This is a genomic window from Clostridium tyrobutyricum, assembly GCF_019144085.1.
In the GTDB taxonomy this organism is placed as follows: Bacteria; Bacillota; Clostridia; order Clostridiales; family Clostridiaceae; genus Clostridium_B; species Clostridium_B tyrobutyricum_A.
In genome coordinates this window covers 1-14,960 of record NZ_JAHHUY010000015.1, presented here as the reverse complement: position 1 = coordinate 14,960, position 14,960 = coordinate 1, and the positions used below count along the sequence as shown (strand labels likewise).

17 protein-coding genes and 1 pseudogene are annotated in these 14,960 nt (G+C 30.9%); 16 read left to right on the top strand and 2 right to left on the bottom strand.

Annotated features, from left to right (window positions below; translation table 11 throughout):
• Positions 1 to 47: 47 nt before the first annotated feature.
• The 4 genes from ribD to ribE (KM800_RS08225) are packed head-to-tail and all read left to right on the top strand — an operon-like array spanning position 48 to position 3,590.
• Positions 48 to 1,163 (top strand): bifunctional diaminohydroxyphosphoribosylaminopyrimidine deaminase/5-amino-6-(5-phosphoribosylamino)uracil reductase RibD, encoded by a 1,116-nt coding sequence (gene ribD / locus KM800_RS08240; RefSeq protein WP_217812642.1) that lies wholly within the window; start codon positions 48 to 50, stop codon positions 1,161 to 1,163.
• Positions 1,164 to 1,214: 51 nt separating this feature from the next.
• Positions 1,215 to 1,868 carry a riboflavin synthase gene (gene ribE / locus KM800_RS08235; protein WP_017894863.1) on the top strand — a complete coding sequence of 218 codons (654 nt, stop codon included), beginning with the start codon at positions 1,215 to 1,217 and terminating at the stop codon, positions 1,866 to 1,868.
• A gap of 26 nt (positions 1,869 to 1,894) precedes the next feature.
• Positions 1,895 to 3,094, top strand: coding sequence for a bifunctional 3,4-dihydroxy-2-butanone-4-phosphate synthase/GTP cyclohydrolase II (locus KM800_RS08230; protein ID WP_217812641.1), 1,200 nt, complete (start codon positions 1,895 to 1,897; stop codon positions 3,092 to 3,094).
• Positions 3,095 to 3,125: 31 nt separating this feature from the next.
• A complete protein-coding gene (gene ribE / locus KM800_RS08225; protein ID WP_017752467.1) occupies positions 3,126 to 3,590 on the top strand; it encodes a 6,7-dimethyl-8-ribityllumazine synthase in 465 nt (154 codons plus the stop codon).
• A 23-nt stretch (positions 3,591 to 3,613) separates the two neighbouring features.
• Here the strand turns inward: ribE (KM800_RS08225) and KM800_RS08220 are convergent, their stop codons facing one another.
• Both KM800_RS08220 and KM800_RS08215 read right to left on the bottom strand, forming a co-directional pair.
• On the bottom strand, positions 3,614 to 4,366 hold the full coding sequence (locus tag KM800_RS08220; RefSeq protein ID WP_017894864.1) for a sulfite exporter TauE/SafE family protein: 753 nt from the start codon (positions 4,364 to 4,366) through the stop codon (positions 3,614 to 3,616).
• Between the two features lie 14 nt (positions 4,367 to 4,380).
• Positions 4,381 to 6,195 carry an LTA synthase family protein gene (locus KM800_RS08215; protein WP_217812640.1) on the bottom strand — a complete coding sequence of 605 codons (1,815 nt, stop codon included), beginning with the start codon at positions 6,193 to 6,195 and terminating at the stop codon, positions 4,381 to 4,383.
• Between the two features lie 231 nt (positions 6,196 to 6,426).
• On the opposite strand from KM800_RS08215, the gene KM800_RS08210 reads away from it, so the two are divergent.
• The 12 genes and pseudogenes from KM800_RS08210 to KM800_RS08155 form a co-directional block, all read left to right on the top strand.
• A complete protein-coding gene (locus KM800_RS08210; protein WP_217812639.1) occupies positions 6,427 to 7,089 on the top strand; it encodes an RDD family protein in 663 nt (220 codons plus the stop codon).
• Between the two features lie 26 nt (positions 7,090 to 7,115).
• Positions 7,116 to 8,480, top strand: a complete 1,365-nt coding sequence (rlmD, locus tag KM800_RS08205; protein WP_217812638.1) for a 23S rRNA (uracil(1939)-C(5))-methyltransferase RlmD — start codon at positions 7,116 to 7,118, stop codon at positions 8,478 to 8,480.
• Between the two features lie 256 nt (positions 8,481 to 8,736).
• Positions 8,737 to 10,191, top strand: a complete 1,455-nt coding sequence (locus KM800_RS08200; RefSeq protein WP_217812637.1) for an ATPase, T2SS/T4P/T4SS family — start codon at positions 8,737 to 8,739, stop codon at positions 10,189 to 10,191.
• Position 10,192: 1 nt separating this feature from the next.
• Positions 10,193 to 11,152, top strand: a complete 960-nt coding sequence (locus KM800_RS08195; protein WP_217812636.1) for a type II secretion system F family protein — start codon at positions 10,193 to 10,195, stop codon at positions 11,150 to 11,152.
• 125 nt (positions 11,153 to 11,277) lie between these two features.
• Positions 11,278 to 12,015 (top strand): type II secretion system F family protein, encoded by a 738-nt coding sequence (locus KM800_RS08190; RefSeq protein ID WP_217812635.1) that lies wholly within the window; start codon positions 11,278 to 11,280, stop codon positions 12,013 to 12,015.
• Between the two features lie 48 nt (positions 12,016 to 12,063).
• Complete coding sequence (locus tag KM800_RS08185) at positions 12,064 to 12,315, top strand: hypothetical protein (protein ID WP_217812634.1); 252 nt, start codon at positions 12,064 to 12,066, stop codon at positions 12,313 to 12,315.
• Between the two features lie 19 nt (positions 12,316 to 12,334).
• Entirely contained in the window at positions 12,335 to 12,583 is a 249-nt protein-coding gene (locus KM800_RS08180; protein ID WP_217812633.1) for a hypothetical protein, read from the top strand.
• A 69-nt stretch (positions 12,584 to 12,652) separates the two neighbouring features.
• Positions 12,653 to 13,054 carry a hypothetical protein gene (locus KM800_RS08175; RefSeq protein WP_217812632.1) on the top strand — a complete coding sequence of 134 codons (402 nt, stop codon included), beginning with the start codon at positions 12,653 to 12,655 and terminating at the stop codon, positions 13,052 to 13,054.
• Positions 13,055 to 13,065: 11 nt separating this feature from the next.
• The gene (locus KM800_RS08170; RefSeq protein ID WP_217812690.1) at positions 13,066 to 13,368 is read left to right on the top strand and encodes a hypothetical protein; all 303 of its coding nucleotides are present in this window, start codon (positions 13,066 to 13,068) and stop codon (positions 13,366 to 13,368) included.
• 55 nt (positions 13,369 to 13,423) lie between these two features.
• Complete coding sequence (locus tag KM800_RS08165; RefSeq protein ID WP_254906497.1) at positions 13,424 to 13,825, top strand: hypothetical protein; 402 nt, start codon at positions 13,424 to 13,426, stop codon at positions 13,823 to 13,825.
• 134 nt (positions 13,826 to 13,959) lie between these two features.
• Positions 13,960 to 14,373, top strand: a complete 414-nt coding sequence (locus KM800_RS08160) for a DUF6550 family protein (protein WP_217812631.1) — start codon at positions 13,960 to 13,962, stop codon at positions 14,371 to 14,373.
• A gap of 79 nt (positions 14,374 to 14,452) precedes the next feature.
• Positions 14,453 to 14,809: pseudogene (locus tag KM800_RS08155) on the top strand (C40 family peptidase); the annotation flags it as partial.
• Positions 14,810 to 14,960 lie beyond the last annotated feature (151 nt).

Below are 14,960 nucleotides of genomic sequence, written 5' to 3'. Positions count from 1 at the left end.
TTATAGAAATTCAAGAAAATTCATCAAACAGAGTGGAAGTGAATTTAATGGAAAATAAAGAAATAGATGAGCACTATATGAAAATAGCACTTAAACTAGCTTCAAGAGGCAGTGGATTTGTAAATCCCAATCCACTTGTTGGAGCTGTAGTCGTAAATAATGGTGAGATTATAGGAGCTGGCTATCATAAATTTTTTGGAGGACCTCATGCTGAAATTTATGCATTAAAAGAGGCAGGGGAAAAGGCAAAAGGTGCAGACATATATGTAACTTTAGAGCCATGTTCCCACTATGGAAAAACTCCCCCTTGTGCAAAAGCTATAGTAAAAGCAGGTATAAAGAGGGTTGTAATAGGAGCAATAGACCCTAATCCTTTAGTATCCGGCAAAGGAGTAAAAATTCTGAAGGATGCAAATGTTGAAGTTGTAACAGGAGTTATGGCCGACAAGGTTATCAAGATGAATGAAATATTTATAAATTATATAATCAACAAGACACCATTTGTAATTTTGAAATCTGCAGTTAGTTTGGACGGAAAAATAGCTACTTCAGCAGGAAAGTCGAAGTGGATAACTGGAGAAGAGTCCAGGTTGAAAGTTCATGAGATAAGAAACAGAGTTATGGCAATTATGGTTGGAATAGGCACAGTAATTGCAGATAATCCACTTTTAACTACAAGACTAAAGGAAAATTGCAAGAGTCCAAAAGCTGTAATTGTAGATTCCAAGCTTAGAATTCCAGTTGATTCTAAAATATTTACTACTATAAAAGATAGGGAAATTATAGTTGCATGTACCGAGGATTTCGATAGGGAAAAATCAAAGCAGTTGTTGAGTATGGGTGTAAATGTACTTATATGTTCCAAAGATGGATATGGAAGGGTTGACTTGAAATATCTTATCAGAAAATTAGGCGAGCATGGTATAGATAGTATACTTCTGGAAGGTGGAGGAAGTTTAAATTTTTCAGCATTGCAGTGTCAAGTTGTGGACAAGGTATTTTATTTTATAGCACCAAAATTAATTGGAGGAAGAAATGCTAAAACATCTGTAGAAGGTGATGGATTTGAAGAATTAAATGAGTCTGTAAAAGTGAAAGAAGTGACTGTAGAAAATATTGGGCAGGATATTATGATTAAAGCTTATATAGACAAGCAACAGTAATTGTTATTTGATATTTGTTATTTATTATTTATAAAAAGGGGGGTAATGATTTTGTTTACTGGCTTAGTAGAGGAAATTGGTAAAGTTCTGAAAATATCAAAGGGGACAAATTCCTCACAGATTACCATAAAAGCTGAAAAAGTGCTGGATGATGCAAAATTAGGTGACAGCATTGCTGTAAATGGAACTTGTGTTACTGCAATAGATTTTAAAGAAGATTGCTTTACAGTAGATGTAATGGCAGAAACTCTTAGGATGAGCAATCTTGGAAATGCAAAAATGGGGAGTATGGTAAATCTTGAAAGAGCGCTTAGAATAGGGGATAGACTTGGAGGACATATAGTGAGCGGCCATATAGATGGAACTGGAAGTATAGTCAACATACATGATGAAGACATATCCACATGGCTTGAAATTGAAACTTCATCTGATTTATTGAAGTATATAGTATTAAAAGGATCAGTGGCATTAGATGGGGTTAGTCTTACTGTAGCAGATTTAAGTGAAAAGAGTTTTAGCGTATCTTTGATTCCACACACTAAAGGAGAAACCATTTTACATTATAAAAAAGTAGGGGATGTAATAAATATAGAATGTGATTTGATAGGTAAATTTGTTGAAAAGATGATCTCAAATTCAAATGAACAAGTCAAGAATAAATCAAATATAGATTCAAATATGTTAACTAAATATGGGTTTATGTAAAATAATATTTTGAGGGAGGAAAAAACATGAGTTATAAATTTAGTCCTATAGAGGATGCAATAGAGGATATTAAAAATGGGAAAATGGTTATAGTTGTAGATGACGAGGGAAGGGAAAATGAAGGAGACCTGGTTATACCTGCTGAAAATGCAACTGGAGAAAATATTAACTTCATGATCAAATATGCAAAAGGACTTTTGTGTGCTCCAGTTGAAGAAGAAATAGCAGTAAAACTTGGGTTGAATCCTATGGTTGAAAAGAATACAGACAACCATGAAACTGCATTTACAGTAAGTGTAGATTATAAAGATACTACAACTGGAATATCAGCATTTGAAAGAGCTCATACTATTAATATGATTGCTTCATCAGATTGCAGTGATGATTTTAGAAGACCTGGACATGTATTCCCTTTAATAGCAAAGAAAAATGGAGTATTTGATAGAACTGGTCATACTGAAGCTTCAGTTGACTTGGCTAAACTTTCAGGCTTTAAAGGTGCGGCTGCAATATGTGAAATAATAAAAGATGATGGAACTATGGCGAGAAGAGACGACTTGATGGACTTTTCAAAGGAGCATGATATAAAGATAATTACTATAGTGGACTTAATAGCATATAGAAAAAAACATGAAAAACTGGTGAAGAGAGTTGCTTCAGCCAAACTCCCAACTGAATTTGGAGAATTTAAAATAATAGGTTATGAGAACATATTGAATGGTGAACAGCATGTGTGCCTTGTAAAAGGCGAAAATTTTGAAAATGAAAATACTCTTGTAAGAGTACATTCAGAATGTCTTACAGGCGATGTATTCCATTCGCTTAGATGCGATTGCGGTGATCAGCTTAAAGCTTCCCTAAAACAAATTCAAAAAGAAGGTAAGGGAGTTCTCCTATATATGAATCAGGAAGGCAGGGGAATAGGAATTTTGAATAAAATAAAAGCTTACAATCTTCAAGACGGTGGAATGGATACTGTAGAAGCAAATTTAGCTCTTGGTTTTCCAGCAGACATGAGGGAATATTATATAGGCGCTCAGATACTTCAGGATATTGGTATAAGAAAAATGAGACTTTTAACTAATAATCCTAAAAAGATAGAGGGACTTTCAGATTATGGTCTCCAGATAGTTGAAAGAGTACCTATTGAAATGAATTGTTCAAAAGAAAATCATAAATACATGGAAACCAAAAAAGAAAAAATGGGGCATCTATTGAAATTATAGAAGCTAAAATATAAAAATGGAGGATTTATACATGAAAACTTATGAAGGAAAGTTAACTGCAGAGAATTTAAAGATTGGAATAGTAATTGCAAGATTTAATGAATTTATAAGTGGTAAATTACTTGAAGGGGCACTTGACTGCCTGAGGCGTCATGGAGCAGATGATGAAAATATAAATATCAGCTGGGTTCCAGGAGCATTTGAGATACCTTTGATTTCAAAGAAAATGGCTCTATCAGGAAAATATGATGCAGTTATTTGTCTTGGAGCAGTAATAAGAGGTGCCACTCCTCACTTTGACTATGTATCAAATGAAGTTTCAAAAGGTGTAGCAAGTGTTTCACTTGAAGCAAATATGCCGGTTATATTTAGTGTTCTTACTACTGATAATATAGAACAAGCTATAGAAAGAGCAGGAACCAAGTCAGGAAATAAAGGCTATGATGGAGCTATGGCTGCCATTGAAATGGCAAATTTAATTAAACAATTGGATTAAATTATAAAGTCTATGGAATTATACTAGTATATAATTCCATAGACTATTTTTACAGCAAGGCATAATGATACTGTTATAAATATTGGCTTTATAATTTTTGAACCCTTTACAAGTGCTAGTTTGGTACCAAATCTTGCGCCTATAATCATACAAATTGCTACAGGTATTCCAAGTTTATAATCAATCTGTCTGTTTACTATAAATACAATGAGAGCGGTTATATTACTTATAAAGTTTAGAAATTTTGCATTACCAGCAGAGCGTAGGAAATCAAATTTATATATGGATATAAGTCCAAATATTAAAAAAGAGCCTGTCCCAGGTCCAAGGAAACCATCATAAAAACCTAAGGCAGCAGCAAATAGCATCCCAATAAACAATGTCTTTCTAGTAGTGGATTTGAAATTATCCTTTAAACCTACATTTTTTGAAAATAAACTGTATATGCTTACTATAAGAAGGAGTATAAGTACTATGGAGTTTAAATATTTGGCATTTATGCTAAGGACTGTTCTGGCTCCTGCTGCTGCACCTATAAGAGTAAATGGTACTAAAAATTTTAATATTTTAAAATCAACTTTCCCTGACCTTGCAAATTTTAATGAACTTGTAAATGATGCACAGGATGAAGAGAATTTGTTTGTTCCAAGGGCTAGATGAGGTGGTATACCTGCGAATATGAAAGCCGGCAGACTTATTATACCGCCGCCTCCTGCAATAGAATCTACAAAAGCTGCAATGAAACCAGCTGCACATAAAAAGACTAATGTTGTCATGTAATAATCATCCTTTATTTTTCGTCTAATTTTTTAATAAGATTGTGTTTTAATATACTGTCCGAGTACTCAAGTTCATCGAGTACAGACTGCCTTTTCTCCAACAGTGTTTTGGTTTCAGGAATTTTAGAGCCTGTTTTCGTGTTGTAATAGGTGTTGTTTTCTGACATATAATAATAGTTTCCATCTATAAAAGAACCATTTCTGTAAATTATTTTTCCTCGAGTGCTATTGAATAAATCTTTTCCAATCATATATTTTTGAGGTAGATTGAATAGATTTGCCATGGTTGGGTAAATATCCATTTCACCTGAGTTTGTATGATTTATTCTCTTTAATGCACCATCAGGGAAGTGAATTATAAGTGGAACTTTCTGCAGCTTTATCCAGTCGACATCTGAAATTGAACTCTTGTTATAAAATTTTAAAAATAAATTCTCTTTATTTTTAGGGATTGCATAATGGTCTCCATAAAGTACAATTACAGAATTATTTAATAGCCCACTTTTGTTTAATTTATCCAAGAACATTCCAAGTTGTTCATCTGTATAATGTATGGATTTTATGTAATTTCCCATAAGAGTATCTTCTAAATTGCCAACGTCAAAATTACCATATTGTTTTACATCATCATAGGGAAAATGACTGCTTAATGTAATTAAAAAAGCATAAAATGGACTTTTTAAATTATCTAATTTATCTATGGATTGATTTAAAAATGATCTGTCGCTTAAGCCAAGTCCTATAATTTCATCTTTTTTAAAACTTTTTTCACCATAGAAGTGTTTAAAGTCAAAATTTTTATACATTACGTTTCTATTCCAGAAATTTTCTCTGAATCCGTGAAGTGCAGCAGTGTCATATCCCTTATTATAGAAAGCTTTTGGCATGGAGTCAAATGTATTTCCAGAGTATAAAAAATATACTGCACCCGATTGAGCTGGATATAGTGAATTATTGGTCATGAATTCTGCATCAGAAGTTCCTCCTGCAGCAACTTGATAATAAAAATTATCAAAGTATTCAGAGCTTTTTATCCATTTATTTAGATTTGGAGTTATTTCTCTTCCGTTGATAGAACTGTTTATAACAAAGCCCTGTAGAGCTTCAACTTGTATCATGATTAAATTTTTACCTTCATAGCTTCCATGAAAATTTTTCTCAGAAGATTTATTGCTGTTTATAAAATTCTGTATATTAGATATTTTATTTTTTGAAATAGGTGCTAGCCTGTTTATCTTGTTGTATGCTGTATTGTATATATCTATATAATGATAGTTTAAAACACCTAAAGAGTTTGTTATATACACTTTATTGTACATAGTTGTTAAAAGTCTTGGCTGTTCCCTGGACAATTTATAAAAGTATTTGAAATTTATTAAAACGCATATAATCAATAAAATTACAGATGGAAATTTGCTTATCTTTTTTGTATTGTTCATGTATCTGTTTATAAACGGAATTATTGCCAAGTCTGCTAAATATAAAAAATCACTGTATTTAATCAAACTTTTTACACTGGAACCAACTGCCCCTAATTCCACACTGTTTATAATTACTGGAATCGATATTATATCCTTAAAATATCTGAAATAATTCAAGTCACATATGATTAAAATGCTTATTATTAAATTGCATATATATAGAAACTTAAAACGATGAGCTGCTTTTAACAAAAGTCCTATAGCTAGGAAAACAAGTACTGAAGCAATTATAGGCATTAAAAGGGATTTGACAGAGAAAGAGTTTGAATTTATCTGATGAGCATATATTAATAATTTACATGGCAGTATTATAATAAAAATAATTACATCTATAAAGCTTCTCATATATATCCTCCAAAATATAATATCAATTTAAATTACAAAATATACATAATATAGATTATAAGTCTTATATATACAGTTGTAAATGAATTGTTAATAAAATGAAAGGATTTCTTCATATCTATTTACATAAATGTTCTAGTGTAGCATAATATATGTGGTATAGAACTTTTTACTATGACAAATTCATATTTAAATATAAAGTTGGATAAAATAATTATTAGGAGGTATATTATGGCAGAAGATAGTGAAAATAAAGATAAGATTATAATAGATGAAAAAGAAGCAAAGAAACAGTTCTTTGAAGAATTGAAAAACAAAAATCTAAAAGAGAAGAAAAAACTTGAAGAAACTAAAAAGGCAAAGATAGAAGAGACAAAGCAATCAGAAGATAATAAAGAGGAAGTTAAAAAGCAAGAAGTTAAGGAAGAGGTTAAGAAGGAAGAAACCAAAAAGAAAGAAGTTAAAAAAGAAGAAGACAAGAAACAACAAGTTAAAAAACAAGAGGTAAACAATATTCCAAAACAACAGAAAAAAGAGAAAGATAAAATTAAAGATATCCCTCAAAATCAGAAGAATGAAAAAAAAGAAAGCACTGTAAAAAAAGATGACTTTTCTAAAATAAGTAAAGTGGATAGTCAAGATGTGGATCAAAATAAATCTGGATTTTTTAATAAAAGATTAAAGTGGTCAATTATAGATACTATAGTTACAGGTGTTGTGTCTATAGCAATAGTGTATCTGATTGACCTTATTTTAAGACTTGCAGTTGGATACTATATTGCAGATATGAAATCTATGTTTATAATAGTATTTATCATAGTTTTGGTACTTTATCCATTTGTAATGAGTAAAACCAAATTTAGAGCTACTTTAGGAGAAAAATTCAGTAAATAGAATTACATAAGAGAGGAAACAGAGAATTGAAAATTGGAAGTGTACATGAATTTGATATAGAGTATGCTTCTTTTCCTTCTACAGGTATAGCACAGTTAGATGGGAAAGAGGTGTTTATAAAGAATACCTTTCCAGGCCAAAAAGTTCTGGCAAGGCTTACCAAGAAAAAGAGAGACCATCTGGAGGCAAAATCTATAAAAATTTTGGAAAATATGGATTGTGCAATAGAAGTGCCATGTCCCCATTTTGAACTATGTGGAGGATGCAATTCACAGTTTATACCCCATGATCTTCAGCTGGAATTGAAAGAGAAAGAGGTTATGGATCTATTTAAAAGAACAGGTATAGCTGAATTTGAATTTTCAGGTATAGAAAAGGCACCGGAGCAATTTGAATATAGAAATAAAATGGAGTTTACATTTGGAGATGCGGAAAAAGGTGGACCTCTAAATCTTGGCATGCATATAAAGGGGAAAAGCTTTGGGATTGTAAACGTAGAACAATGCAAATTGGTAGATGATGATTTTAGAATGATACTAAATGCTGTAGTGGAATATTTTCGTGGAAAAGAGCTTCCTTATTATAAGGTAAAGAGTAGAAAAGGATATTTGAGAAATCTGGTTATAAGGAAGGCAAAGAATACGGGAGAAATTCTCGTAAATCTGGTTACCACATCACAAATGGATTTTGACCTGCGGGAATTTAAAGAAAAACTTTTGAACTTGAATTTTAAAGGCAAATTGGTTGGAATACTTCATACTTTAAATGATGCTATTTCGGATATAGTTAAAATAGAAAAGTTAAATGTACTCTATGGAAGAGACTATATAATAGAAGAAATTTTAGGACTTGAATTTAAAATATCACCAGGGGCTTTTTTTCAAACTAATTCAAGAGGAGCAGAAAAGCTCTACAGTATAGTAAAAGAATTTCTTGGAGATGTATCATCTAAAACAGTATTTGATCTGTATTGTGGAACTGGAACTATAGGACAAATAGTAGCATCCGATGCAAATAAGGTAGTAGGTGTTGAGCTCATTGAAGATGCAGTAAAAGCTGCCAGTGAAAATGCCAAACTAAATGGAATTGAAAATTGTGAGTTTATTGCTGGTGATGTAGCAAAGGTTGTAGAGACACTAGTAGATAAACCGGATGTGATAATACTCGATCCTCCGAGACCTGGGGTTCATCCAAAGGCATTAAAGCATGTAGTGGATTTTGGTGCCAGGTCAATAGTGTATGTTTCCTGTAATCCAAAGACACTGGTAAAGGATTTGGAGGCTTTGAAGTATTATGGATACAAGGTTGACAAGGTAGAGCTTATGGATATGTTCCCACATACGGGGCATGTGGAGTGCGTCGTAGGACTACGTCGAGCAAATACCTTGTAATATTTGAATTCATGCTGTTTAGAGAGTTTTTTATGTTCACCTCAGATGGCGATGATTTTAGGAATAAATTGAAAAAAGATGGTATTTTAGTAAGAGTAGCAATTTAAAGTGGAGTGAGTAGACACGGTTAATGGGAAAAGATAGAATTAATGCATAATAAAATAATAGAGCAGAAAAAAGCCTTGAGGTTATATTTATCTCAAGGTTTTTTTCTGTTCTATTAACTAAATTAAGATGAGGGGGAATCTCTAAAATTATGAACAAATTAATATTAGTAATAGTTTTGTTGGTGACTATTGGATTTATTTATAATCTCAGAAAAAGTTTCAGAGCCAATAAAACTAAAAAAGCTGCAAAGGAAAATATTATTAATGGCCAGCTTAGTAAAAATTCTTTAGATATCAATGAATTAAAAGATGAAATACTAGAGAATAAAGAAGATGCTACTAAAAACCAACCTAAAGATCCAAGAGAACTAAATGATATGATTCATGAATTTATAATAAAGAAGCCACAGCTTATAAATGCAGTTGAAAGGGGTATTGAAGAAGAAAAAATCCTTAGAAAAGAAGTTTATAGCTTCTTAGATAGGAAAGCTCACGGATTAAACCAGAAGGATAAAGATTTTATTCTTAAAAACTTTGAAAGATATATATGGCAGTATGGGGAGCTGCAGGAGCTTATAGACAGTGACTCTATAAGTGATATTAAAACTATTGATTATGATAATGTGAGAATAAAGGAACAAGGAAAGAGAAAGAAATCAAATGTAGCCTTTCTATCGAGGGAAGCTTTAAAAGAATATATAAACTTTGTTGCAGTTAAAAATGGAGCTATATTAAGTGAAAAAGAAGCTATACAAACTATGACTGATAAAAGTTCTTCAGATAAGTTTATACTTAGAATAACAATATCCAGTGAATATGTAAACTCTGTAGGGTATCCATATTTGCATATAAGAAAAATCCCTAAGAATAAGGACAATTTATCTAAGCTTAAAGCAAAAGGAATGTTTGATGATAAAATAGAAAATTACCTACATGAAGGAATGAAAAGTAATTTAACCTTTTTCCTATGTGGTAAAGGTGCAGTTGGTAAAACAACTTTGCTTAATGCACTAATAGATGAAATACCTTTTGATAGGTCTGGATTAGTTATTCAAGAAGCCGAGGAGCTATACAGCTTAAAGCATCCAGATTTAATGATGCAAAGGGTTAAGTACGCAAAGGGAGAGTCAAAAATACAATATACCCTTGCAGATTTATCAGTAAAGGGTCTTTTAACTGACCTAGATTATTTTGTTATCGGTGAGATAAAAGGTGAAGAAGCCTGGGATATGATAAATGCTATTTTTACTGGTCATACAGCCTTAAGTTCTGTTCATGCCAGTGGTTCTAAGGAAGCTACCGAAAAGCTCATACACTATATAAGATATTCTCCAAAGGCAGCAGATTTAAAAACGGAAGATTTACTGAAGATGCTTAGTGGTATTGATGCAATCATATTTATTGATGATTTTAAAATATTTGAAATTACTGAGATAGAAGGATTTAATCAAGAGAGTAAAAGCCTTATATTCAATCCTGTTTTTAAATATAGTATAAGCAATGATAAAGGTGAGTTTGTACAGTTAAATGAGAGCTGTGAAAAGGTAAAAAATAAAATTGCGTACAGCAAATTTAAGAGAAATCAATTCAAGGAAGTGGTTTAATTTGAATGTGATAAGTATTATATATGCAGCAATGGTCATAGTACTATCCTTAGTCTCTTACTTATTTATTTCAATAATTATTGAGGTTAGGGAAAAGAAGTATTTAAATAAAATTCTTGACGATGTGAGTAAAGTATATAATGAAAGGCAGAAGGTAAGAGAAGCCAAATTCCTCTATGAAGGCTCAACAAGCGATAAAAAGTTTATAGATAAGATAGATGAGCTTGTTGAAAGATCAAGGATAAAAACTATAATTCCATTTATAACAAGTGAATTGTTAATAGCAGGTACATTAGTGTTAGCTTTTGTATCTGCTTTTTTATTTAACAAATATTTTGGTTTTTGGCTGTATACAATAGCAGCCTTTGCTTCTGTAATATTTATAGTAGTTTTCACTTTAAAATACATGGAAAAGAGAACTTTTAATAAAATTGATAAACAATTATTAGTTTATATAAATACACTTAAAAACTTATGCAACTCTAACAATGACATAGTAGTTATTATTGAGAAATCAATAGATTACGTTGAAGAGCCAATAAAGGAGTATCTTGAACAATTTGTTTTTGAATGCAGAAAAGGAATTCCAGTGTATAAAGCCTTTAGAAATCTTGAAGACAAGGTAGAGAATAAAAGATTTAAGCAACTGATTAAGAACTTGGCAATCTGCTCTAAGCATGAAGCCAATTATGAAAAGATAATAAAAAAATCTAAAGTAATTCTAAAACATTATTTTGAGGAAAAAGAAAGAAGAACTAAAGCTGTTAATAGTGGAAGGTCAATAATAGTCATAACACTTTTTATGGGACTTTTCACTTTAAATATTTTACAGTCTTTTTCAGGCAATTTGTTAGATACTCTTAAAACTACGTTAGTAGGTAATGTGCTATTAGGATATTTCTTAATAGTGTTAATATATGCTACCTATAAATTTATAACCTTAGATAATTTAAACTACTAGAAAATCACGGGGAAGGGGTGATTTAAATTATTGTATCAGTATTAAACTTAGCAATTTTCCTTTTAATTTTGGTGTCAGTATATTTGTATCTGAAAAATTACTCACCTAAAAGATTAGAAGGAGATATGCAAGAAGAAAAAAACAGCTATAAAAGGTTTAATAATTATCTAAGGAAAAATGAGGAGGGATATTTTTCATACAATAGAATAGAAAAATACTTAAAAAAATTAGGGAATCCGCTTGAGCTGACTCCCTTTGGATATATAATAGGAAAACTATTAATTCCAGTTATATTATTTATAGCTTTTCTTATAAGTGATGATTATATTCTAGCTGTTATTTCTGCTGTATTTGGTTACTTTATATTAGATATTATTCTAAAGATGAAAGATAAACAAGATATGAAAGTAATTAAGTTAGAGCTTGGAGACGTTTATGATCTTCTAAATATACAAACTTCTGCAGGAGTTTTTATAGGTAATGCCTTAACAGAATGTTACCTAGTAGCATCAAATAAAAGATTTAAAATGAAACTTGCAGAGCTGTCAGCAGAAATTAATATGACTAAAAATATAGAGAAAGCTTTAGATAATTTTCAAAGCAATTTTAATTCGCCAGAGATAGATAACTTTGTTATAACCATAAAGCAAAGTCTAATAACTGGCCAGACAGAAGAAGCATTAGAAGATATATCAGATTCACTAAAAGAAAGAAATCTGATAGCAATACAGGAAGATACTAAGAAAGTAAATAGTACAGCAAATATTATTCAGCTCCTGATGTATATGGGTATTATGACAACAATACTCTACATTACAGGAGCTGAACTTATTAAAAGCTGGACAGGAATATTTATAAAATAATTAAACTACAAAAATAAGATATTGAAGAAAAGGGAGATAAAGAAATTAATGAATAGATTAGTATTAAATACATCAATCAATATGCAGCAAGGGGCAAAGATATTTAGAAATAAGCTTAATAACTTATTTACAAAGAAAAAGAAGGGAGATGACAAGCTCATAGTTGCTTTAGTTTTAGCAGCTCTAGGAGTTGGTCTATGCATTTATTTTAGAAATAACATTTACGATATAATGACAAGCACTGTTGCCACATTAAAAACTCAAATTCAGAATTTAATTGCTGGAACTGTAAAAGCTTAAGAGTATAAGGAGATAGAAAATGAGAGAATTAATAATAAACACAGAAATAAAAGCTGTAGAAAGATTAAGCAATATAAAACTCAAAGCAAATAGCTTTTTTACAAGAAAGAAGCAAGGAGACGATAAACTTATAGTTGCTCTAGTATTAGCAGCCCTTGGAGTAGGCTTATGTATATATTTTAGAAATGGTATTTATGATATTATGACCGATACCGTTGGAACATTAAAGACACAGATAAACAGCTTACTTGCAGGAACAGTCAAATAACAAAATAATAGTAACAATTATGATACGGAGAAAGTCTATTTTCTCCGTATTTATTATGAAGGTGGTAATGTGAGAAAGAAAAAAGGTGAGATTGATCAATATGTAATCATTGTGTTAGGAATACTATCCTTCTTTATAATAACTATAGCTTCACTTAATTATGTAGGCACCACAGATAAATACATTACTGCAAATCAAATAGCAAGAAAGTATATATTGAAGGTTGAAAGCAGTGGATATTTAACTCCGGACAATGCAATTAAACTAAAAAGTGAACTAACAAATCAAGGCTTCTCTAATATAGACTTAACAGGAACAACAATGACAGAAGTTAAAAATGGAGATGATGTTTTTTTATTTATAAGTTATGACCAGCCAATTAGAAATATAGATATAGAGAACTTTAGTGTTAAGTTTGTAAATGAAGTTCAAAGAGTTCAAATATCACGTTCTTCAACAGCAAAGAATTAGAGGAAGGTGGTATGTTGAAAAAGAAAAAAGGTAATTTGATTATACAGGTTTCTGCAATTTTTCTATTCTATATTTTATTTATTGTGTGCATGTTTGCCTTTACAAAATATAAGATAAGTGCAGAAAGTGAGATAGTAGGAGATGCCTTAGTTTCATCAAATCTTGCAGCTCTTACGACGAAAAATTTAGACATAGATTTATTATCACAAGATCCTAATAAGAATATAGTTATTGTTAAAGACCCAAATGAAGCACTAAAAACCTTTAAAAGACACTTAAAATATAATCTTGGTTTAGATGATAATTTTATTTAGTGGTATATCAGAATATTTAAGACTTCAAATGATCGCTAAGGGAGTTCGTGATGAATTGGAAGCTTCCATTATCTCCGTTGCAGCTTCGAACTATGATGAAGTTTATAATGGCCTTAGAGAAGGTTACAGTGGAGGATACTATTTATCTTCAGATAATAAATGGGAAAGCAAACTAGATAATGGTGATATATATTCAGAGTTAAGTAGTTTATTAGGTCTTAAAAAACAAGGAAGCTACTATGTTAAGTTATCCAATGGAAAAACAGAATTTAAAGTATCAGATTTAAAGGTAAATGTAATTAATACTGCTTTAGCTCCAACTGATTTAAATGATAATCAAAGATTTCAAGCAGAAGCATTTATACTTCTTGAAGTTCCATTAGGATTTGGTTTTAATAAAGTACCTCCACTAAAGATAAATTTAAAAGTAGTTTCAGGATATACGCCGAAGTTTTAAACAAATTAATTGATTCCACAATTTACATCTATAAAGTTTTCAAAAACATATAGACATTTTGAGCAAAGTATGTTTATTTTTTAACAAGCGTAAAAAACATCGCTATCTTAAAAAATTTGAGGGGGTAATGTGTAATGAAAAAATTAGATTTAAAGTTAAAGAAAAATATTTTAATTTCTGCATGTTTAGTTGTAAGCTTAGTTGCTGCAGGCTCTATTATTTCATTAACTACAAAAACACAAAATATTAAGGATGTACCTGCTTTATCAAACAAGTCAGAAAGCATAACTGTTACAGAAGGTGAAAGCAAAAAGGAAGTACCGCAGCAAGTAGTAGTACCAGAAATAGATAAAAAAGAAAATACAGCAGATACAAATAACATACCAGTTCCAAAAGTTACTCAAACTGAAGTTTCAAAATCACAAGTAGTTATTCAAAAGGAGAAGGCTCCTAAGCCAGAGCCACCTAAAGAGAAACCAAAAACTACTGATAGCTTAACAGATAAAAGTAAAGTTCCTGCTTATTCTGCTAGACGATTCACAGGCTAAGTTAAATGAAACCTTAAAGCAAATTGAAGCTATAAGAAAAGCAACACCAAAATATACTCCGTCTAGAGGAGCTGTACCAGTTTCCAGTAATGCTGTAGTTGCTTATGCATCTAATTTTCTAGGTACACCTTATTTGTGGGGAGGCACAACGCCAGCAGGCTTTGACTGTTCAGGTTTTACTCAATATGTGTACAGGCATTTTGGAATAAATCTTGGAAGAACTACTTATAATCAAATAAAAGATGGTTATGCCGTTTCAAGAGATGAACTTCAACCTGGAGACTTAGTTTTCTATGGACAAGGTGGAAGTCCAAGTCATATGGGGATTTATATAGGAAATGGTATGTATATACATGCACCAAGAACTGGTGATGTTGTTAAAATATCACCATACAATAGATCAGATTATATTACCGCAAGAAGAGTTATGAATTAAGGGGCAGTTACTAAACTGTCTCTTTTATTTTGAATTGAATAAACAAAAAATAACTTTTTTAAATATATTACGACAAATCTTCATATTATCTTCAAATAAAATTATTATAATGTTTTTATAATAAGTCATAACTCTTAAGCCCCTAAGTATA